Annotated in this window: 19 protein-coding genes and 1 tRNA gene; 6 read left to right on the forward strand and 14 right to left on the reverse strand. The window is 34.9% G+C overall.

The window, feature by feature from the left end; genetic code table 11:
* The first annotated feature begins 288 nt into the window (after positions 1-288).
* Positions 289-984, forward strand: coding sequence for a hypothetical protein (locus RAH34_RS18420; RefSeq protein ID WP_306597096.1), 696 nt, complete (start codon positions 289-291; stop codon positions 982-984).
* 122 nt (positions 985-1,106) lie between these two features.
* Here the strand turns inward: RAH34_RS18420 and RAH34_RS18425 are convergent, their stop codons facing one another.
* Entirely contained in the window at positions 1,107-1,901 is a 795-nt protein-coding gene (locus RAH34_RS18425; protein ID WP_306597097.1) for a DUF2490 domain-containing protein, read from the reverse strand.
* 460 nt (positions 1,902-2,361) lie between these two features.
* Here RAH34_RS18425 and RAH34_RS18430 point away from each other — a divergent pair, with 460 nt between their 5' ends.
* The gene (locus tag RAH34_RS18430) at positions 2,362-4,833 is read left to right on the forward strand and encodes a TonB-dependent receptor (RefSeq protein WP_306597098.1); all 2,472 of its coding nucleotides are present in this window, start codon (positions 2,362-2,364) and stop codon (positions 4,831-4,833) included.
* A gap of 70 nt (positions 4,834-4,903) precedes the next feature.
* On the opposite strand, the gene RAH34_RS18435 is transcribed toward RAH34_RS18430, so the two are convergent.
* From RAH34_RS18435 to RAH34_RS18450, 4 genes are all read right to left on the reverse strand, one after another.
* Positions 4,904-5,638, reverse strand: a complete 735-nt coding sequence (locus RAH34_RS18435; RefSeq protein WP_306597099.1) for a hypothetical protein — start codon at positions 5,636-5,638, stop codon at positions 4,904-4,906.
* 117 nt (positions 5,639-5,755) lie between these two features.
* Positions 5,756-6,172: a hypothetical protein gene (locus tag RAH34_RS18440; protein WP_034696971.1), complete on the reverse strand. Its 417-nt coding sequence runs from the start codon at positions 6,170-6,172 to the stop codon at positions 5,756-5,758.
* A 177-nt stretch (positions 6,173-6,349) separates the two neighbouring features.
* Positions 6,350-6,436 (reverse strand) — tRNA-Ser (locus tag RAH34_RS18445).
* Between the two features lie 55 nt (positions 6,437-6,491).
* Positions 6,492-7,508 (reverse strand): asparaginase, encoded by a 1,017-nt coding sequence (locus RAH34_RS18450; protein WP_306597100.1) that lies wholly within the window; start codon positions 7,506-7,508, stop codon positions 6,492-6,494.
* A gap of 159 nt (positions 7,509-7,667) precedes the next feature.
* On the opposite strand from RAH34_RS18450, the gene RAH34_RS18455 reads away from it, so the two are divergent.
* Complete coding sequence (locus RAH34_RS18455) at positions 7,668-8,348, forward strand: TrmH family RNA methyltransferase (RefSeq protein WP_373427994.1); 681 nt, start codon at positions 7,668-7,670, stop codon at positions 8,346-8,348.
* 48 nt (positions 8,349-8,396) lie between these two features.
* Here RAH34_RS18455 and RAH34_RS18460 read toward each other — a convergent pair whose 3' ends face one another.
* The 3 genes from RAH34_RS18460 to tsaD are packed head-to-tail and all read right to left on the reverse strand — an operon-like array spanning position 8,397 to position 10,497.
* Positions 8,397-9,092, reverse strand: coding sequence for a 16S rRNA (uracil(1498)-N(3))-methyltransferase (locus RAH34_RS18460; protein ID WP_114820740.1), 696 nt, complete (start codon positions 9,090-9,092; stop codon positions 8,397-8,399).
* A complete protein-coding gene (locus RAH34_RS18465) occupies positions 9,089-9,484 on the reverse strand; it encodes a hypothetical protein (protein WP_114820741.1) in 396 nt (131 codons plus the stop codon). The genes RAH34_RS18460 and RAH34_RS18465 overlap by 4 nt, the downstream gene beginning before the upstream one ends.
* Positions 9,481-10,497: a tRNA (adenosine(37)-N6)-threonylcarbamoyltransferase complex transferase subunit TsaD gene (tsaD, locus tag RAH34_RS18470; RefSeq protein ID WP_105702627.1), complete on the reverse strand. Its 1,017-nt coding sequence runs from the start codon at positions 10,495-10,497 to the stop codon at positions 9,481-9,483. The genes RAH34_RS18465 and tsaD overlap by 4 nt, the downstream gene beginning before the upstream one ends.
* A gap of 4 nt (positions 10,498-10,501) precedes the next feature.
* Between tsaD and RAH34_RS18475 the strand changes: the two genes are divergently transcribed.
* From RAH34_RS18475 to RAH34_RS18485, 3 genes are all read left to right on the forward strand, one after another.
* Positions 10,502-15,292, forward strand: coding sequence for a translocation/assembly module TamB (locus tag RAH34_RS18475; RefSeq protein ID WP_306597102.1), 4,791 nt, complete (start codon positions 10,502-10,504; stop codon positions 15,290-15,292).
* Between the two features lie 134 nt (positions 15,293-15,426).
* Complete coding sequence (locus tag RAH34_RS18480; protein WP_002984446.1) at positions 15,427-15,897, forward strand: Lrp/AsnC family transcriptional regulator; 471 nt, start codon at positions 15,427-15,429, stop codon at positions 15,895-15,897.
* Positions 15,898-15,966: 69 nt separating this feature from the next.
* Entirely contained in the window at positions 15,967-16,344 is a 378-nt protein-coding gene (locus RAH34_RS18485) for a hypothetical protein (RefSeq protein WP_062675432.1), read from the forward strand.
* Positions 16,345-16,430: 86 nt separating this feature from the next.
* Here the strand turns inward: RAH34_RS18485 and gwsS are convergent, their stop codons facing one another.
* The 6 genes from gwsS to RAH34_RS18515 all read right to left on the reverse strand — a co-directional run bounded on the left by gwsS (position 16,431) and on the right by RAH34_RS18515 (position 21,635).
* Positions 16,431-17,501, reverse strand: coding sequence for a grasp-with-spasm system SPASM domain peptide maturase (gwsS, locus tag RAH34_RS18490; RefSeq protein WP_306597103.1), 1,071 nt, complete (start codon positions 17,499-17,501; stop codon positions 16,431-16,433).
* A 141-nt stretch (positions 17,502-17,642) separates the two neighbouring features.
* A complete protein-coding gene (locus tag RAH34_RS18495) occupies positions 17,643-18,458 on the reverse strand; it encodes a GLPGLI family protein (protein ID WP_306597104.1) in 816 nt (271 codons plus the stop codon).
* 175 nt (positions 18,459-18,633) lie between these two features.
* On the reverse strand, positions 18,634-19,536 hold the full coding sequence (gwsG, locus tag RAH34_RS18500) for a grasp-with-spasm system ATP-grasp peptide maturase (RefSeq protein ID WP_306597105.1): 903 nt from the start codon (positions 19,534-19,536) through the stop codon (positions 18,634-18,636).
* Between the two features lie 57 nt (positions 19,537-19,593).
* Positions 19,594-20,484 carry a hypothetical protein gene (locus tag RAH34_RS18505; protein ID WP_306597106.1) on the reverse strand — a complete coding sequence of 297 codons (891 nt, stop codon included), beginning with the start codon at positions 20,482-20,484 and terminating at the stop codon, positions 19,594-19,596.
* A 61-nt stretch (positions 20,485-20,545) separates the two neighbouring features.
* On the reverse strand, positions 20,546-20,746 hold the full coding sequence (locus RAH34_RS18510) for a hypothetical protein (protein WP_306597107.1): 201 nt from the start codon (positions 20,744-20,746) through the stop codon (positions 20,546-20,548).
* Positions 20,747-20,987: 241 nt separating this feature from the next.
* A complete protein-coding gene (locus tag RAH34_RS18515; RefSeq protein ID WP_306597108.1) occupies positions 20,988-21,635 on the reverse strand; it encodes a helix-turn-helix transcriptional regulator in 648 nt (215 codons plus the stop codon).
* Positions 21,636-22,305: the final 670 nt, after the last annotated feature.

Genomic DNA, 22,305 nt, shown 5'->3' on the forward strand with positions numbered 1-22,305 from the left:
GTTCGCAAAGTTTTTTATGATGTCTAATTTTTTTAGATCGCAGAGGCGTTTCACTCAGCAATGTATACAATGAGGTCTTTGCTGAACGAAGTGCCTTTGCGAACTGATAAATTTTATATAGTAATAAACCTAGCGAACCTTAGCGTTAATAATGATTGACGATTGACTTTGCGAAGCAAAAATTAACCATTGACTTAACACCTTCCAAATCTTTTTTCACAAAAAATATATTGCGTCAAGTTTTGTCGCATTACGGATATAGCTTTGTCATATCAAAATTACAGAGCTATGGAATTGCCATTTTACTTAAACTTTAACGACTTTGAAAGTAATTATTACGATAACCTTGAAAAATGGTTTGAAGAATATCATAATACCAGCGAAACAGATTATCTGAACGCTCTTGCGGAGCTTTACCGTCCGTATGTGTATTATAACTTTGCAGATGATATGCTAAAGCCCGATGCTTCCATTGAAGTGAAAGACTGCTTTTTCCCCTATCATGAAAAAATCGGGATATCTTTCTGTATTGATAGTGAAAACGGAATTTCCCCATCCAACGGAATGAATCAGGTATTTGAATTTAAAAATATTTCCATGATGGAGTATGCCCAGCATATTCTGGATAAGATCAATAAATTTTGTTCAAAAAATGCCCATGCTCTGGACGGTAGTAAAAATATTCAGGATTATATTAATAACTACAGCATTATTACTTCAATGGAAGGGGTAGGGTATTGTATCAGCTACAACCGTCATCAGAAAGCCATTCCTTTTTTAAAAGCTTATCTTCCTTATTATGGACAGACCGTTAATATGGCGGTATACAGAGACTTTCTTTTTTCTGTTGTTCAGATTGCAGAGTTTATAGACCAGAAATTAAAAACTGTACACGCTTTTAAACAAACTATTTATGCACGCTCAAGAGCGGAAGCCAAATTCAATGTGCAGTTGAGCCGTCAGTTTCTGACTTTGTGCAACTAAAATTTTACACCAAACATTCATACTTAATTATATTGCGGAAAACTTATGTTTTCAACCAAAAATCCCGGTTAGTAATGATCGGGATTTTGTATGGCAATTGTATGAATACTTGCTTACGTGTATTACTTGTTTTTTTTATAAGGAATGTTCCATACCAGATCGGCAGCCAGATAATGAACACCTCCATGATGAATACTTCTGCTGTCTCGGATGAGGTCATCCATATATCCTATATCTACAGTAAAAGGAGAATTGGGAATCGTAAACATATAATACGCCGCAATACGCATTTCGCGATAACCGAATGCACTCCATTCAGAATCCGGTTCATTGAGATAGCTTATAGAAAACAAAGCTTCTGCACTCAAAGCCAGTTTCTGATTGTTTTTTGGAGATAAATTATAGGTTAGCTGACTCTTGATGCGTGTTCTCAACTGAAAATCTTCCTCTACTTGATGAAAGTCTGCATCAAAAAACTTCCTGAATTCCTGACGGACGGTACTTTTAAGTTTCCATTTCCTGCCAAGATCAAAAGTATAGGCATATCTTCCGTAAATTCTGAATTCCTGTTCTGTATTTTCCTTATCATAAGGAGCTGTACTTTCGTACTGTGGCTGACGTCGGTAACTTAATGCATAACTATACTGCTGGTGTGGAGCAAAGGAATGATAAACTTCATGATTTAAAACAATGATCGCTTGCTTCGAAAATAAATTATGGTTATCAGTACTGCTTTTTCTCCCGATGGCCACATAGCTCAAAGCCTGTTTTTTACCCAAAGAGTCAAGTTGTCGCTTCACTCCGAAGGCTCCCCAGAATGCATTGTTGGCATCTCCCAGTCCAGGTGGACTGATCTGTGCTTTGATCGATGTTCCTATACATCCCAATAAAAATAATCCTGCAAAAAATTTCTTCATGCTCAATAGTGTGGATAACTGTTTTACTGTTAATGTTAAATAACTGCGAAACCATGAGACGGATAAGAATACTTTTGATACGCAGAGAGAATACTTTGTAATAGCAAAATTAGAGGCTTTGTTCATAGAATGTTTATTCAAAATCTTGTAATACTGTTTAAAAACAAGACAAAGTAAAGGCCCGATTTAGGATAGATTTAGGAATACTGTTTTTAAAGGAAAATAAATATGTTAATAAAATGTGGATAACTTGTGGAAAAGTGGATAGTGAGTAAAAGGATGTAAAAGCTAATCGTTTGTATAGCTGTATATATACTATCTTTTTACGATTTCAATGATCAGAACTGGCATGAAATGGATTAAAATTTATTTAGAATAGTTTAAATTAATATTGTGGGAGAGTTCTCGAATCCTTTATTTTGCACCTTTATTTATAATTATTTTAAATAAGGCTGAAAAAATGACACAATCAAATGAATGTATGCTCTTATCAGGGCATATGAACCATTCTGGAACGGCAAGATGGAATAACACATCAATCCATCACAACATCCGGTGGTTTAAACAACTGCTGATTCTTTTCTTCTCATTATTGAGTTTAACCACTTTGTACGCTCAGGATTTGCATGGAGAAATAACGGGAAAAGTGACTATGGTAGACGGACAGCCTCTGAGAGCAATATCTGTTTCATTGCTGGAAAGCAATCGTCAGACTTTAACGGATGATGAAGGAAATTATCATTTTGAAAACCTTAATGCCGGTTCCTATACCATCAAACTACAAATTCTGGGTAGTAAAGAAGTTCGTCTTCCTGTTGAAGTTAAAACAGGTGAAAATACAACACTTGATTATCAGCTTACCAAAGAAAATATTCAGGCAATACAGGAAGTGGTTATCATGAAAAATACCAACAGATTTTCTAAGAAAGAAAGTGGATTTGTAGCAAGATTACCTTTAAAAAACTTAGAAAATCCTCAAGTGTATAATACGGTTACAAAAGAACTTTTCCAGGAACAGGTAGCTGTGGATCTTGGAAGTATTTCCAAAAATGTACCGGGAGCAGGCGTTCCTATGATTGCTAATCAGGGAAGAGTAACCTTCCGTTCAAGAGGATTCGAAACTGAGCCTAATGCCAGAAATGGAGTAGCAGGAGCGGCTTTCTCAGTGATTGATCCTGTAAATCTTGAACGTATAGAAGCTATTAAAGGGCCGTCAGCTACATTATTCGGGAAAAGTGTAGCCAGCAGTTATGGCGGAGTCTACAACAGAGTGACGAAAAAACCTTATAATAAATTCGGTGGTGAAGTAGGCTACGTGGGAGGAAGCTGGAGTTATAACCGATTGACTGTAGACGTGAATACTCCTGTGAACAAAGACAGAACAGCGCTTTTCCGTCTTAATGCAGCTGGAACTTTTGAAAAGAGTTTTCAGGATCTTGGGTTTACCAATTCTTTAGCCATTGCACCGAGTTTTTCATATCAGATTAATGATCGTATGTCGCTTCTTCTTGATGTGGAATTTAATCAGGCAAAAGGAACATCTGTAGTTCGCTTTAATCCTTATACAGGAAGCAATAAAACTCAGTCTATTGCGGATATGAAGTTTCCTTATTATAAAAAATTCTTAGGTGATGATCTGGCATATGAAACTCAGATGATGAATATCTTTGCCCAACTGAATTATAAAGTTTCGGAAAACTGGACTTCTCAAACCATTTTATCCCGTGCAAGGTCAACAATTAATGGATATATCTCTGCGATAAATGGAAAAACAGACTCCACGGCAAGTGCTCAGGTTATGGTAGGGACAACTTCATTTATAGCGACCAATATCCAGCAGAATTTTATCGGAGACTTTCGTATCGGACGTTTCAGAAACAGAATGGTAGTAGGGCTGGATTATTATAACAATTCTAATCATTTCGACCGTTACCATACCAATACCAAAGTATTCAACTTTGTTCACCCTTCGGCAGACTTCAGAGTTAATCAGAATATCATTGATGCACTTACTGCAACCTCTGCCTTCAGAAAAGAAAACAATAGTGATAATACTTATGCTGCCTATGTATCGGATGTATTCAATATCACCGATCAGCTTATGGTAATGGCCAGTTTAAGGGTAGATCGTTTTCAGTTTAATGGAGTATATGATATTACCACAGGTGAAATTAAAGGAGGCTTAAGCAATAGCGGAACTCAATCAGGACCTTATGGGCAGACTGCTTTTTCACCTAAGATGGGAATTGTATATGAAATACTGAAAAATAAAGTTTCCTTGTTTGGAAATTATATGAACGGTTTTAATAATGTAAGCGGTGTAGATATCAATGGAAATACATTCAGACCGGAATATGCCAATCAGTTGGAGTTTGGGGTGAAGGCCGATATTTTCAATCACAGGTTGGTAGGAACATTAAGCTATTATAACATCCGTGTGGATAATATCTTAAGAACGAACCCCGATGATGTAAACTATTCCATACAGGATGGAACACAGCTCAGCAAAGGAATAGAAGCTGAAATTACAGCCAATCCGTTTTATGGATTCAATATTGTAGCTGGATATGCTTATAACGACAGTAAGTATACCAATGCCAATCCTTCTGTTGACGGTTTAAGGCCTGCGTTATCCGGGCCTGCCAATATGTTTAATTTCTGGGTCAGCTACCGTATCTCCGAAGGTACATTAAAAGGCCTTGGAATAGGTGGTGGTGGAAATATGGGATCATCTTCCTATCAAACCAATACGCAAACAGCAAAAGTTATTATTCCATCTTATAAAATGTTTGATCTGGGAATTTTCTATGATCAGCCTAAATATAGGGTAGGACTGAAATTCGATAATATAACGAATGAAAAAACATGGTCTGTACGTTTGACGCCACAGGCTCCGGCACGTTTTCTAGGAAGCGTTTCTTTAAAGTTTTAAATAATGATTATCATTGTAAAAAGCCCGGACATCAGTTTGGGCTTTTTATTTTTTTATGATAAAGATACGATCAGTTGATCCAGAGGCAGTAATTATTCCGGTAACGAATTTTTCCATAGGAGTTTCCCTGAAAATTTCCAGGAGTATTATCATTCCAGTCTTGTCGGATTACATACAGTCCGGGAAGTGTCGGTTTAAAAACAGCCCGGTGATTTTCATCAACAGAAAGATTCTTTTCCCAGTTTTCGGGGTTAAAGATCCTGATTGCAGTTCCTTTTTCAACAGGTTTCATATTTCTGTAGGGAAGAATAGTGTACAACCCATCTTTTTCCTGAAGAATAATATCCATAAACTGAGCGGGTGACACCACTTCCGAAGGTTTTCCAATCTGATAAGCACCACACATAAAATCAATAGGGCGTACATTTTCGTAAGGATTTTTAGAACGCAAAAGAACAGGCAGCTGGTCGTTCATTCCCACAATCCGGTAAGTTCCTTCTTTCTCAGGAATGAAAATTCCCTCCCAGTGATCTCCTTTCATTTGTAATTCAAGTCTTGCTTTTTCTCCTTTGGTATTCAGAATAAAAAATTGGAAATTTTTAATCTCATGAAATTCTGGTCCCGTAGTCCGGTGACGCTGGCTAAGATCATCAATAAAACCATAAAAAACCTGAACCTTTACAGGATCTTTTAATTTTCCTGATCCATGAATTTCCATCCAGTAAGCACTTGCTTTTGCTAATTGTGAGGAAAGAAAAAAAGCTGAAAATAGCAGCAGTGAAAATACTGTTCGGAGTTTATGCATATTGAAATATCCTGTTTGAGTAAGCGAATTTAATGAAAAAGGTTATTTTGCCATAATAAATTGCCACAATATCTACATACTGTGGCAACTTGGTTTTATGGACTGGTTGATTACCTGTTAGTTCTGTCTTACTCCGCACATCGCATCCCATGTCGTCCAGAAATGGGCGTTAATAGCTCCGATAGGAGGATTGGTACTGTCCGCAACAATTCCTACCATAGAAGCACAGTTGGAGTTACAGCCTATTTCATTATGACTTCCGGCCTGAGGCGGAATCTGGCGCCATGTACCTGTAGAACCACTTAATAATTCTACTTTGATTTCAAAGATTCCTGAAAGATTAGGAGTCTGAATCTGTTTGGTAGGGTTTTCACTTGAGATGAAGTCGCTCCAGTCTCCCTGTGAAAAAGTTACACGCCATGTTGAAATCATCTTAGAGGTATCGTTTTGTGGGGAAAGATACACCCAGAATTGTGCTCCGTTTCCAAGTACTAACTGACCTGAAGAATTTGCATTTACACTTGTTGATGTCATATTGATTTGTTTTTTAGGTGATTAGATTGTATTTCAAAGTAACGAAGAACAAAGCACCTGAAGTAGAGTATAAATTACCAATTATTAAACTGAGTATAAATACCTATGAGAAAAGGTATCAAAATATTAATCACAAAAAAGCCTGTGCTAATCATTAGCACAGGCTTTGGTTTCTTGCAGAAAGGAAGGGATTCGAACCCTCGATACAGTTACCCGTATACTACCTTTCCAGGGTAGCTCCTTCAACCACTCGGACACCTTTCTTTTTGAGATTGCAAAAATAGTGTATTTTCTGGAATATCCAAATAATTCTTACAAATTAATCTGTAATTTCTCCACAAAGGCTTCTGGTGAAATTATCAGCAAAGCTTCCGGAGTAACTTGGATTATCAATTAAGTGCATGGCTTTGGTGATCGCTGTTTCCGCTGTCATATCTCTTCCGCTGATCGCTCCGATTCTGGAGAAAATATTACTGTTTTCATACTTTCCGAATGAGATACCTCCTGAAATACACTGGCTTACCACCACAATTTCAGTTCCATTATCTCTGATTTCCTGAAGCGTTTCCTGAGTTTTTGCACTGCTGAAAATAGTTCCTGAACCGAAAACCTGAAGAATGAGAACCTTCATTTTAGGGATTTCTCTGAAGTGGCTCAAATGCATTCCCGGAAAAATTCTCCAGAATAAAATATCTTCAGAAATATGTTCATCCACGTGAAACTCAACCTCCGGATCACAACGGAACAGGTTATCTTTAATAATATTCAAATGAACTCCGGACTGTCCAAGAATAGGGTAATTCGGGCTTGAATAGGCATCAAAATACTCAGCAGAATATTTCAACGTTCTGTTTCCTCTTAATAATTTGTATTCAAAATAAATGGCAACCTCCTGAATGACTGCTTCATCATTTTCATAAAGACTGGCGTAATAAAGGCTGGTCAGAAGGTTTTCTTTGGCGTCTGTTCTCAGATCACCAATCGGAAGCTGAGAACCTGTCATAATTACAGGTTTTCTTAATCCTTTTAGCATGAAACTTAGTGCTGAAGCTGTATAAGACATAGTATCTGTTCCGTGAAGAATCAGAAAACCGTCGTAGTCATCGTAATTTTTTTGAATATAATTAGCAATAACTCTCCATTCCTCAGGTCCCATATCCGAAGAATCCAGTGGTTTGGCAAAAGGATGAACAAAGACTTCGCATTCCATAAGCCTCATTTCAGGCATTTTTTCAAATATATTTCCAAAATCAAAGGCACGGAGACTTCCGGTTTCGTAATCTTTTTCCATTCCGATGGTTCCACCGGTATAGATGAGCAGGACTTTTCGCTTCATGTATTAATTTATTAAGAATTGGAGCCCGATTAGGGTTCATAGGCCAAAATTACGTTAATTTGCAAAGATTTGAAAATGAATGAAACGCTTATCATGAAATTTTATAAAAATAACATGAAAATGACAGATGTTTCATAGGACTATTGAAAAAATAACTAAATGCGGATGAAAGATTTAACGCAAACCTTTGAATATTTAAAACAGTTTTTAACCGAAGAAAGACTTGAGAAAATTGAACATTTTTCTCAGGAAAGTTCAGACTTTGTCCTTCCCGTAGTGGAAGATATCTATCAGTTTAGAAATGCAGCAGCCATTGTACGGTCTGTGGAAGCCTGTGGTTTCCATAAAGTAGTGGCTTTGCAGGAAGAATATAGTTTTGAACCCAATCTTCGTGTAACAAAAGGAGCAGATACCTGGGTTGAAGTGGAAAAACTTCCCCGGAATATGGAATCCTTCCAGAATATTAAAGACCGGGGATATAAAATAGTGGTTGTTTCGCTGGAAAAGAATGCTAAAATGTTACCTGAATACGAAATAACAGAACCCATTGCTCTGGTTTTCGGAACTGAAATGGAGGGCGTTTCCCAGGAGATTTTAGATTTTGCGGATGAAACCCTTGCCATTCCGATGTATGGCTTTACCAGAAGCTTTAACGTTTCTGTCGCAGCTTCAATCTGCATGTATGAATTGAAACAAAAGCTGATAAAGTCTGGTATTGATTATAAACTGAATGAAGAAAAACTTTTAAGGATGCAAATCCTTTGGGCAGTGAATTCAATAAGAAGCGGACAGCAGATTTTTGAAAAATACCTGAAAGAGAACAATATTGACTGGAAATAATGAGTCAAAAATAAAAAAGAGAAGGTCTGAAACCTTCTCTTTTTTAGTCTATATCATATTATAATAATTCCAGGCTGCAACAAAAACGCCAGCCGTTTCTGTTCTGAGTCTTTGATTTCCCAGAGATACAGCTCTTATCTTATTTTCTGCCAGAAATGCAATCTCCTTTTCGGAAAAATCACCTTCAGGGCCTATTAAAAATGTAAGATGCTGCAGTTGAGGAATATCTTTAAGATCAATTCTTTCCAGATTCTCATGGCAATGGGCTACAAAAGTATGTTCCGGATCAATATTTTTTAGAAAATCACCTAGCTTTACAGCATCATTGATCACCGGAAAATGAAATCTCAGACTTTGCTTGGATGCTGCGATCGCTTGTTTCCTGATTTTATCGATGTTGATGTTTTTACGCTCCGTTTTCTCAGTAAGAATAATGCTTATTTCTGAGATACCCATTTCCACAGCTTTTTCCACAAAGAATTCGATTCTGTCAATATTTTTGGTAGGAGCAATGGCAATATGAAGTTTCGGATTGAATTCCGGTAGATTTTCTTTGATCTCAGAAACATCAATGCCGGCTTTCTTGCCTTCTATAACAAGTTTTCCCGAAGCCAGTTTCCCATTTCCATCCGTCACATGAATATCTTCTCCATCTCGCATGCGAAGAACTTTTACGATATGCTGCTGCTCTTCATCGTTGATCGTAACTTTATTTCCGTTGATATCTCCGTAGAATAGTTTCATATATCCTGGTTTATAAATGCCACTCCTGTTTTGATGGTGGTGTATATATCCGTATCACACTCCCTGTAAGAACACATGTATATTTCTTCTATCCATACATTATTAATGAAAATCAGATTTAAGTATTCCTGTTTTCTCAAATTATTTTTGATAGATAAATAATCTCCTTCTTTTGGTGTATAAGGAAAACTAAAAAGATGTTCAGAATTAATTAATTGTAAAACTTCCTCTTTGATATCCTGAATATATCCTGTCTCAGAACTTCCTCCGTTAAACTCTGAAAAAGTTTCTGATCCCTCCTGTCTTCCTGTGATCGTTTCTAATACCCAGTAATATTTTGAATTCTTTTTAGACTGTGTCCCCAGTATTTTTTCTTCTAAGAGTATTTTCATAAGTCGTATTTTGCGGTTGCGGAAGTTCTCAGATCGGTAAATTCTCCACGTTCAAACTTCAGTTTTGCCACCATGGCAATCATGGCTGCATTGTCTGTTGTATATTCGAATTTAGGAATATAGATATCCCAACCAAGTCTTTCTTTATTGTCTTCCATTGCTTTTCTAAGCGCAGAATTGGCAGATACACCACCTGCAATCGCCACCTGATTTACATTGAGATCTTTGGCTGCTTTTTCAAGCTTATTCATCAGGATTTCAATAATAGATTTCTGTACAGAAGCACAAAGGTCATTAAGATTTTCCTTGATGAAATCCGGGTTTTTTCTGACTTCTTTCTGAATGAAATACAACACTGAAGTTTTAATACCACTGAAAGAATAATCGTAGTTTTCCAGCTTCGGTTTGTTGAATTTAAAAGCATCAGGATTTCCTTCTTTGGCCAATCTGTCGATGATAGGTCCTGCAGGGTAATCAAGGTCAAAAATCTTTCCGATTTTATCAAAAGCTTCTCCCGCTGCATCATCAATGGTTTTCCCGATGATTTCCATGTCAAAATAGTCTTTTACCAGTACAATCATAGTATGTCCACCGCTTACGGTAAGGCATAAAAAAGGAAAGGTAGGCGGCACAGGATTTGCATCTTCGATGAAATGGGCCAGAATGTGGGCTTGAAGGTGGTTTACTTCAATTAAAGGTACATTCAGGCTCATAGCCAAAGACTTAGCAAATGATGTTCCTACAAGAAGAGATCCTAAAAGTCCCGGTCCGCGAGTAAATCCTATAGCAGAGATAGCATTTTGTTGTATATTTGCTTTAGAAAAAGATTTTTCAACAACGGGGATAATATTTTGCTGATGGGCTCGTGAAGCCAATTCAGGGACAACGCCGCCATATTCTTTGTGGATGGCCTGGTTCGCGGCAATGTTTGAAAGAATAGAATTTCCCTTGATGATAGCTGCTGAGGTGTCGTCACAGGACGATTCAATACCTAAAATTATAGAGTCGCTCATAATAATGGCAAAGTTAGAGAATAATAACGAGAATGAGAATAAAAAATCAGTAGCTGAAAACCTAGGGGATCAGGTACAGAAAACTGTTGAAAATGTAGAGGGAAAAGTACGGGAAACGGTGAAGGAAGCATCAGAGCTTGCTTCGGATGCTATACACCATCCTGTGGAAACCGCTGAGGAATTCGGAAAACAAGCGGTAAAAGATGTTACCAGCTACACATGGTGGGCAAAACTTCTCTTGATTCTCTTTTGGCTGGGGATTTTCCTTGTAGGTGGAGTCCTTATTGCCATCAATCTTCCGGTAACGAAAAAATGGGCAGCTGATCAGGCACTCAAGCTTGTTAACAATGATTTTAAATCCGATTTTTCTACAGAAAGTGTAGATGTCAATTACTTCGGTGATGTTACGATAAAAGGGTTAAAAGTAAAAGATTATAAAGGATTTAATTTTATTACGGCGCGTGAATTTCGTGCCGATTCGGACTGGATATCTCTTGCGGTAAATGCCATTTCAGGCAGCAGCAATTCTTTAAGCTTTAACTCTCTGGCTCTTGTGAATGCTGATGTAAAGGTGATTACTTATAAAGGGGACAGTATATCCAATTTTGTCAGATTTGTAGAACTCTTTGACAACGGGAAGAAAAGAGATCCTAAGAAACCCCCTTTTCAATTGAATTCCAGAATTCAGATCATTGATTCTAAAGTTTCCATTATTAATGAAAACTCTCCGGGAGAACAAGGGAAATGGCTGACAGCCACAAAATTCAATTTAAAAGCACCGAACGTAAAAGTCAATGGTCCGAATGTTTCGGCGTTAATCAATAATATGTCATTTGTAACTTCAAGATGGGGGAAATCTCATTTTGTAGATACTTTTTCAACAGAACTGTCTTTAACGAAGCAGTTTTTGTCATTAAAAGACCTTACCCTGAACACAGATCATACCTTACTTCAGGGAGATATTAAATTTAATCTTCATGACGGATCCTGGGCAGATTTTGCAGACAAGGTACGTTGGGATATGAATATCCAGCAGGGAAGCCAGCTAAGCGGGTATGATATCAGTTATTTTGTAACCAACTGGGATAATATCAAGCCCTTCAATCTTTCCGGGGTTATGACCGGTCCTTTGAATAAATTCCATCTTGAAAATTTTCTGATCAGAAACCCTGATGTTAATATTGCTACCAAAACGATGAAGGTTGACAATCTGTTGAAAGGTCATTTTGCTATTGAAACCAAAGACCTTTCCACAGATTTTACCTACAAGGATTTAAAAGCAATGATGCCTTCATTCATCTCCAAAAAGATGAAGAATTTTGCTGATGATTTCGGAAAGCTTAAATACAATGGAACTGCAAAAGTGAATCCGGATCAGATCTATGTGGATAATGGTAACTTAATGACAGGAATCGGGCAGGCGAAGATTTCCAAACTTACTTTGACGGGCTACAGTACTGCAATGCCAAAATATTCAGGTTATCTTGATGTAAAAGATCTCAATACTTCAGTCATTACAAAGAATAAAGCAGTCGGTTTAATTTCCGGTAAATTTGATCTTAACGGACAAAGTTTTGATGTCAATACCATGCGTCTGACTACAAAATCTCAGATTGCAAGTATTGAAATTATGGATAAAACGATCAATAATCTGTATCTGGATGGTTTATTGGATCATAAAAAATATAACGGACTCATCACTGTTAATGATGAACAGGCTAAAGCTACAGTCAAAGGATTGATAGATTTCAGTACTTCGAGGATCGCTATGGATGTGAATGCGGATGTCACTTACCTGAATATGAATTATTTTACCAATAAACCCGGTACTCAGGTGGTAAGTGGTCAGGTTGAAGGGAAAATGGCGATGTCTTCTATCAACGATCTTACTTTAGATGTAAATGCTAATAACCTTCACTTTGCTTCAGCTACTCAAAAATATAATATTCCGAATGCCAAATTAAAAACGTTTATTGAAGCAGGCGGTCGTGTTATTGATGTAGATGCTCCGGGAGCAGCTACAGGTAAGATTTCAGGAAAATACAGTCTTGCGGATCTTGCAGGAATGGTAGAAAATGGAGTGGGGAAGATATTAGTGGGTCCGCCGCCAAGAAAATTATACCGCGGACAGAATTTTGCACTGAAGTTTGATGTTCAGCAGGGATTAATCAATTATTTCTTACCCGAATTGAGGTTGCCACAGGGAGCTCTTGTAGAAGGGGAATATGATGGAAACTCAAACAACCTGATTTTGAATCTTGATGCAGCCTCTTTAAAATATATTATGACTAAGGAGGAAGAGATTACAGACGCTGACCAGGCGCTGGCATCTTCAAACCCTGATTATAAAATTAATGACCGTAAGAATCTCAGCAGAGATAGTGCGATGGTGGATAGTGTTAAAATTAGAATTAATACAGGTGACCTTAACCAGCAATTGTACGCTAAGATCAACCGAGTCATTTATAATAAAAATGTGATCAAAGATTTTGAGCTTAAAGGAAATAATGAAAACGGAAATACCCTTCATTTAGCCACTGTATTTAAGCATGGAAGTCCTGATGACGAGATTAATGAAAAGCTGAAGGAATATGCCATCAACGTAGATCAGTCTACTGATGCAGCCGGCGATTATGTATTCAGGTTTGAACCTACCGAGGTGAAATTCAATGAAGTTACCTGGGCGATAGATACAAGTCCTGAACTGAATCACTCCATTACCTATAGAAAGAAAACAGGAGATTTCGATATCCGAAATCTGAGAGTTTATTCCGATAAAAGTGCTTTGTTTATTAAGGAAGCCCAGTTTAAGTCTGCGAAAGATTTTTATGTAGATGCAGACATCAACGATTTTGCTGTAGAAAAGCTGCTGGAAATGCAGTCAGGAGGAAATACCATGGATATTAAAGGTCTTGCCAATGGAAGTGTTAAGATCAAAATGGATAAAAGTACCCTTCAGCCACTGGTAGATCTTAATATTGATGATATTAAGATGAATGGTAATGATATGGGAGATATCTCTATTTCTGCCACCAATGGATTCTCACTGAATGTATATGATATTGATGTAAAAGTTCATTCTGCCGGAGTACTTGGAAATAATAGTCTTAATCTGACGGGAACGGTTAATAATAATACTTCTTCGCCGATTATTGACCTTACAGCAGAAATGCGTGATTTTGACTTGTCGTTTACGCAGCAGTTTGTGCAGACTATTTTCGGAAACCTTCGTGGAAAAGCGACAGGAGATCTTAAAATCAATGGAAAGCTTAATAACCTTGATTATAGTGGTGATATTGCTTTAAAAGATTTTGGATTAAAGCTTTTATTTACCGGGGTAGATTATGCATTTGATGATACCGTGATTCAGTTAACTAAAGGACTTGCGATCCTCAACAATATTGAAGTACACGACGGAAGAACCAATTCCAAAGGAAATATCTCCGGGGCGATTCAGTTTGAAACCCTTTCTTCCATGGGGGTATCTCTCGTAATGAGAGCTGATAATCTATTAATGCTGAATACCACACAGAAAGATTTTGACCTGTTCTGGGGAAGAGTATATGGACAAGGAGATTTGTATGTAGACGGACCAGTTTCAGGATTAAGTATAACGACTCCTAATATGAAGGCACTCAACGGAAGTACCTTTACATTTAATTCCAGTTCTACTTCCAATGTGGAAGAATTTAAAATGCTGAGGTTCCTTAAAGAAGGAAAAGATGGTCTGATCACACTGGAAGAAAAGAAGAAAACAGGAGCCAATATGAATATTGACTTCAATCTCGCGGTAGATAAAGGGACCACCGTAAATGTACTGGTAGGAGATGATGTGGGAAATATCACAGTAAAAGGATCTGCTGATCCGTTGAGGTTTCACATGAACAGACAGGGGAATATTGCGATGAGCGGTACCTATAAAGTTGATAACGGAACATTTGTTTCTAAGGCTATTCTTAATAAAACATTCCAGATTGAAAGAAACAGTAGTATCAGATGGGATGGGGATGCTATGAAACCTATGTTGGATATTAATGCCAATTATATAAGAATGGTTTCCAATGCAGGAGAGTACCTTAGCATGGGAAAACTACAGCCTATCAGTATTCTGCTGCAGGCCCATATCACCCAGTCGTTGGTAGACCCTCAGATTGATCTTAATGTGACTGCAATGGATGTATCCAGCCAGGTAAGAGAAACCCTTGCTGCAAAAATGAGCCAGGAAGGAGAGAAGGTTCTCCAGTTCGGATCTGTATTGCTATTGAGTACCTTTAACGTATCCAATACAGGTGGGTTCGATGTAAATGTAGGAAATGTAGCGGAATCCTCAGGATATAATATACTTCTGAAGCAGTTGGGATCTGTTCTTAATACGATGAGTAACGAATTTCAGATTGACCTTAATTATGTGAAAGGAGATCAGAACTCAAATTATGGAGACAGAGCCAATGCGGGAGTAAGTGTAGCGCTTTCCCCAAGAGTTAATATCAAAACAGGTTTGGGTATTCCGTTATCAAAAACAGATGGTGCCCAAAACAATTACCTTTCCACGGAAGGATCAGTAGAATACGATTTATCGAAAAAGAATGATGGTTCACTGGTGATACGTGCTTATTCCAAGCCTACAAACATCGGAATGGTGAGTACAAACGGTTCTGCTAATCAAGCCTATGGAGGAGGGGTAGTGTGGAGTAAAAGCTTCAATTCTTTGTTTAAAAAGAAGAAAAAAGACAAAAAAACTTCAGACGCAAAAGGTGAAATAAAAACAGATTCTATAAAATCGAATGGTAAATAATTAGAATATTTTAATGATTTTTATCATCTGTGTTAATTATTGTTAATATTTGATATATATTTTTTAGTTAAATTATTTTTTGTAAATTTGCAAAAAATACATAGATTTTTTAAAGAAATTGTAATTTAACTAATATGAACTATCAACTGGACGAAATAGACAAGAAGATTCTTGATTTCTTAGTAGAAAACACAAGAATGCCTTTTACTGAAATTGCAAAGCAGATGGATGTTTCTGCTGGAACAATTCACGTAAGAGTGAAAAAGATGGAAGATGCAGGTATTATTTTGGGATCATCTCTTAACATCGATTATGGTAAGCTGGATTATCACTTTACAGCTTTCATAGGTATCCTTTTGACAAAATCAAACCGTACTCAGGAAGTATTGAAAGAATTGTCAACTATTCCTAACGTAATCGAGGCTAGCGTTATTTCCGGAAAATATAATATTTTCTGTAAAGTAAGAGCTAAGAATACTGATGATGCTAAAAGAATTATTTACCAGATCGACGACATTCAGGATGTAATGAGAACTGAAAGTATGATCTCTATGGAGGAATTCTTAAGTGACAAAAACAGACTGATCAACGCAATCTCTGTGTAAGTCAAATTTTAAACGAATAATTATAAAAGAACTTATGAAATCTCTCATAAGTTCTTTATTTTTGTAGGTATGGAAGAATACAGCTATTTTGACGAAGACCCGAAGAAAGGATGGGGATTTATACTGGCATTTGCAGCCTTGATGTTGTTTACTATAATGGGGCTTGGTATCGATGTGGATGAATATCTGCAGCATGAATACCTTCAGATTCCGAGATGGTACTTCTATGTGATTTTTTCTATTGATGTACTGATGATGATAGGGCTGGTATTGATGTTCTTCTATAGAAAAGTAGGAATATTTATGTTTCCGGCGTTATTGGTGCTGCACTTTTTTATGCATAATTATTATCTGTCTACATTTCTGTATACGGATGTTACCAATCTTTTCCTGTTTACAGGATTCGGAATGCTTGCCATTATCCCGAAATGGAAGTTTTTTAAATAAAATTTAATCAATACGATAAAATAACAAACCGCTTTTAAATCAGATTTAAAAGCGGTTTTCAATTATAACAAGGTTTATGAAAAAAATTATCTGAATACCAGGGAATTAAAAATTTCTTGCTTTAAAGGATTTTTTGACCAGTCATCCCAAACGCCTGTATAAGGATTATAGCCGCATTTCAGGGGTTTTGATATATTCAGGCCTTCTTTGTTTTTTAACATGTTTTCAGTGTATGCCCTGCAGTCTGTGCAGACATAACGGAACTCACAGTCTTTGCATATTTCAATTTGGTCTTTGGTAAGGTTCCAGTATTTTTTGAAATCAGGTTGATTGATAGCTTCTTCAAGGCTCTTTTTATCAACGTTCCCAAAACTTTCATTCATCAATGGACAATTTTTAATGTCACCTTTTCTATCGATGCCTACCTTTTTATACAGGCAGGAATTGTGGTTAACAGCTTCTATTACTTTAGAGATATTGGTATTGAAGTATTTCAGTTCCACTTTTCCACACGCAGATATTTTCAGATCATCTTTCAGAAAATTCAGTGAGAATCTATATTCATCTTTAGTTTTGAAAGAAGGCTTCGGACTATTGTAAAAAATGAGGCTGTAAATTCTGACCGTGTTTTTTTGAAGAGCCTGTAGGAAAGACAGGTCGACTTCCTGATGAAAAGGTGAGAAAATTTCTATTCCTGATAACACCGAGGTTTTAAAAATGTTATCAATTTCTATACAATCTTTTAAGGGTAAAGATTTAAGACTATAAATAACCAAATGTTTAACTCCAAGATTTTCTATTGACGGATATATTTTCTTTAAAATCCCGATATCTTCCATTTCGATAAAGAGATTAGTGATAGCGCTGGGCTCGTGATGTTCAAAAGAAAGAGGAGGAAAATTGCTGTCCCAATCATTTTCAGTAACAAATCCGTATTCTTTGTCCAAAAGAAGATTGACGTATTCCTGAATAATTACTTTGGATTCCTGATCATAATCTTTCAACAGGTCTTCAACAGACTTGTTTTTCAGCTCTTCTATAATTTCATACAACTCCAGAGGATATAGTTCGGATACATTTCTCTGTAGATCTGAAATCAGAATTCTGGTGATTCCTTTGGTGATAAGGATGTTTGAGAATAAATTAAAATGCTTCATGAGTTATGATTTTAAGCTATTTATACTCGATTCTGTGATTGAGTTCTATAGGGTTATTATCTTTTCTGATATTTTCTTGTTCGTTTTTATTCATTTGTCTGATATTAAAATCAATAACATTTCCTTGAGCATCTTTTATCGCTATTTATATTCAGCTTTGTAGTTTAGTTCGATGGGATTATTTTTCTCTCGAGTTCGTTTCTGGATATTTTCTTTCATCTCTTTGAAATTAGTTTTCATTATATTTCCGTTTTCATCATAAGCTATTATATCGGATTTTTTGATCATAGATAATGGTTCGGTGTAGTAGTTTTTTTGAAGTTTTTGAAAGTCTTCCCAGGTAATTTGCTTTTGAAATTTATCTGTATAAAGCTCTTTCCATTTAAAGTCTTTTATTTGAATAAGTTCAAAATCATAATCAAATTTTTCATCAGAGATTTTTACAATCAGTCCTGGCAATCCATAAAAAACATATGGACCTTGTGGTAAAGGGATTTCATTTGTAAACCAGGCATCCCACTTTCTCCCTCCATATTCTACTTCCGCCTTTTGACAATTGTAATTGGCTATTTTCTTTTTTTCTTTAGTGATTTTCCAATGAAGGTCCTCATTAACAGGAATAGCATATACGCTATGAATTAAAGGAACAAAAACGTATTTAAAAATCTCGCGATTATTGTTTTTCTTATACACATACAGCTGTTTATTATTATATTCCATATCAAATCCGTTTCCAATACCTTTTTTAGCTCTTAGTGAATCAGAAAGCCGAAATTGATAAGACCGAAATACAGAACTTTTGTCTTTAATATCCAGATAGAAAATAAAATTTTCATATTTTAAATTATCGGAATTGGGTTTATAACTGAGTTCATATATAAAGCTGAAGTTTTGTGCATTTAAAAATGAAATAAACATTATAATAAATGGATAGAATATAAAAGTAAAATTTTTCATAACAACCGACTTATTGATTTCATTGGTCTTTCTCTTGGGTAATATGATGTTTGACATTTGTCGGAATTCAAATAGTATAAAGAACCACTATTCAATTTACTTGTGTTTTTAGTCCTAAAAATATCAATATACTTGAAGGTTAATGGTAATTTATTTTTTTCTTTGTATAATCTTTTCATAAATATTCTGCTAATTTTTGTTCTAAGGAATAGTTACAGATATTGGATAAACTTGAAAATTGACCAATCGGATTAATTTCCAGAAAATAATATTTTTCTCCCTTCTTTATAAAATCCAAGGAGCCACAATTAATGTCTAATATTTTCATTAATAAATTGATTTTCTCCTCAATATGTCTTGGTAACATATAAGGTGAATTTCTATTGGGATTCTTTTTGTTATATTTTCTGAAGTCAATTTTAGTTTCCTCATCATTTTGCGAAAAAATGGCCATTGACCAACAATTACCATTGAAATAAAAAGTTCTAATCTCAAAGTCTTTTTCAATTTTCACTTGAAAAAAAGTGATAAAAAAATCATCATTTTCATGTTCTTCAACGGTGGTTGTATACATAAATCCACTGAAGTCTTTTTTTATTTCATCTAAGGTTACATTTCCCGTAATTGTCTTTAAAATTGTCTTATTAATCTCAACTTGATTCGTATTTTCTGCCAAATAATATTCAGGCACATCAAACCCTATTTCCTTAGCCTTATCTAGTACAATAAGTTTATTAACAGCTGAAGTGCTTTGCTTATTGACATGTCTTTTAGATTCCAATGTTTTTTGTACATAATCTTCAAGCCAATATTGAGTTTCGTTCATATTAAGAAGGATTGAATGATTGTTGTATTTCAGGCGATTGAACTTTAATCCGCCTCTCCTATACCAAACACTTTCAATTTCATCAATAAAGAAACTATTACGATTACTTTCAATCAAAATTCTTTTTTTTATAGTTTTTATATCAAATATTTCATCTTCATGAACTCTAATAAACTTTTTTTTCATGAGGATTAAATGCTTGATGACTTCTAAAGTAGCTGTTTCATTTTTTTGAGAGATTATAAGTATCATAAGTGTTTTTTGTAGAAAATATTTGTAGATCAGTTTAGATTAAAAATGGCAGGGATGTTATTGTTTCATTTTCTTTTGAAAATCTTTGGTGATTTTTGAAGATTGCTTTAGGCTTGGAAATCCAATTGCTCTTCGGTTTTTGTTTATTCGTGCTGAATCTGATGCACTAAAATGAGATGCGGAATAATGAATGAATATCCCATAAATAGTTTCATGATGGTTAATATATTGATGCTTATCTACCATATCTATATATTCTCTGGGGGTACATTCCCCAGATTTTACATATTCAAGCAATCTAACCTTAAAATACTCATAATTCTGTGACCCTGCCATATGATTGAGAAGGGCAATCATGGGCATAAATATGCTATTGTTGCCTGTCAATCCTATTTTTTGCTTGGACGGGAAACCATAATTTTTAAATGTCCATGAGAGAAGATCAGCATTTTTTCTATCATTGATTTCGACCATTGGTCCAGTTCGTCCATTGTATTGGTCCCTTTCAAATGCAATACTGAAAGAATCAACTAATGTTTTATTTAGGCCTTTTTTCCATTGGTTAACCTTCTGTTCTACAGCTATACTATCAATTCCATATTTTTTATAAAGCTTAAAAAAAGCTGTATCTTCTCTTTTGTATTTCCAGTAAGGTGCTACCTGTCCTATCAGTTTATCTAAGCTTTTATGTCCTCCAAAGTTTTTATTGTATCGTTCAGAATATTTAATATAATTTTCATATTCTTCTATTCTTTCATTTTGTGATGGCGGATATTTTTTAAATAATTTTTTATATTGTTTGATGGTAGCCAGAGTATCTTTATTTACTCTAAGTATACTGTCAATAGCATACACTTTGTTATAATAATCAATATAATTTAGTTTTTTGCTTTTACAGGAAAATAAGAATAGCACAATAAGTAGTATGAATTTTATTTTTCTATTCATTATTGAAATTTTTATTGCGTTTTTTTAGAGAAAAGGAGGGGTATTTCCCCTCCTGGCATGTTTAATCAACAGTTAGGGTAGCTACTTTCTTTCCATCAACACAGATGATAGTGTCACCGGTATTACCTGGCTGACCGTTAGGACCAGACTCAGAAGTTGTTTTTTCATTTGTTGCTCCTCCTCCAATAATACTTTTTGTATTTGCTAACTTTTTGTTTTCCAAAGAAGAAAAATCTCTCTTCATTCCAATTAATTTTTTCATGTTTGTAATTTTTAAAAATTTGATATTTAATTTTGCCATACAATCCCTGACATGGGTTTTGCTGATCAGCTTTTATTTTTTGTTGTGCACATTAACAAAAAACATCACTTGTGTTTTCTTCAGCAAACATAAAATGAAGAGTAATTAAAACTTTAATTTTTTACCCTTAAACTTTTACTTAAATTACTAAGGGTATGAAATAAGGGTTGTTAAGGTTTTGATTTTGAATGTCTTAGTTTTTTTAAGAATCTTTATATACATTACTCATTTCATGTATTTCTTTTTTACCTTTTATTTCGGTTTTCTTGTAAATATTTGATAAATGAGTCGATAATGTTTTCTCTGAGATATTTAATCTTTGACTTAGCTCTGCATATTTCAAGTTCGGGTTCTCTAAAAGAATCATTAAAACCTCAGCTTCTCTTACTGAAAGCTTTTCAAATGGTATACTCTTTTTAATTTCCTTTTTACGAAGAGGGTATAGGAAATAATCTATGGAAACAATAAAGAATCCCAAGGTATAAAAAGTTTGAACTATAAATTGATTTCCTGATGAAGCAAGAATTGTAAATACAAATAATACAATACTTAAAAATCCAATAGCACCATTAATTGAGTGAACTTTTAAAAAAAATTCTTTGTTTGATTTAAATTTTAAATATTGATTTTTTATAATTGATATAGTGTTTACTAATAATATGACTAAAATGATTGATAAGAAAATATATCTAGAAATATTTATTGATTTAGTGAGTGTAAGTGGAATAATAAAAGAACAAATAAAAATGAAGAGAATAATTGCTCCTAACATAAATAGATCAACTCTTCTAACAAATCTAACTTCATATTCTTTTATTAAATAAGAGACAAAATAAATCGCAGATGCCAATCCTGATGTATAAGAATAATATACTGTGTAATTAAATCAAGTGGAGAATTTTTATCCGGAAATAATTCTTCAACAATATTATAAATTAGGCCTGCTATTAACAACAGAAGAAATCTAATATAATATGGTTTATCTTTCTGATTAAGCCGAATTAGTAAATTGGTTGCAACTAAAATTATAAGAATCAGAAATATTAAAACATAAATAATTGTGCTTATATGAATCCCAAAAACAAACATGACTGTAAATTTGTTTTAAAATTTAATACAAAATTCTTCACACCAAAGTTTATAGAGTTTGGGATAAGAATATCAATAAAAGCCTGACATAGAATATCAACTGCCTTTTCTCTATCCTGATAAGTAGCTTTTTTCATACATTTTGTTTTTCCCAAAAATATGAATAATTATGTGGTGTTATGATTTTTTTAATTGGTATTCAGTTGTTTGTGTTGGTTTTTTATCCTCGTATTATTGAAATAAATTATGTTTAATATTGTTTTTTTAGTTTTTATTTCTGCATTTCTCGGATTGTGTCCGCAAACACCCTAAATAATTTGTTTTTTACTTTATTTTTAACAGAAAAATTATTTCTCTAAAATTTTCTTTACAGCTTCTTCACTGCTATTGCAATTTTATATTCTACATTTTGAAGATATAATGTATTCTCT

This window comes from Chryseobacterium sp. WLY505, from assembly GCF_030846215.1.
Taxonomy (GTDB): Bacteria; Bacteroidota; Bacteroidia; order Flavobacteriales; family Weeksellaceae; genus Chryseobacterium.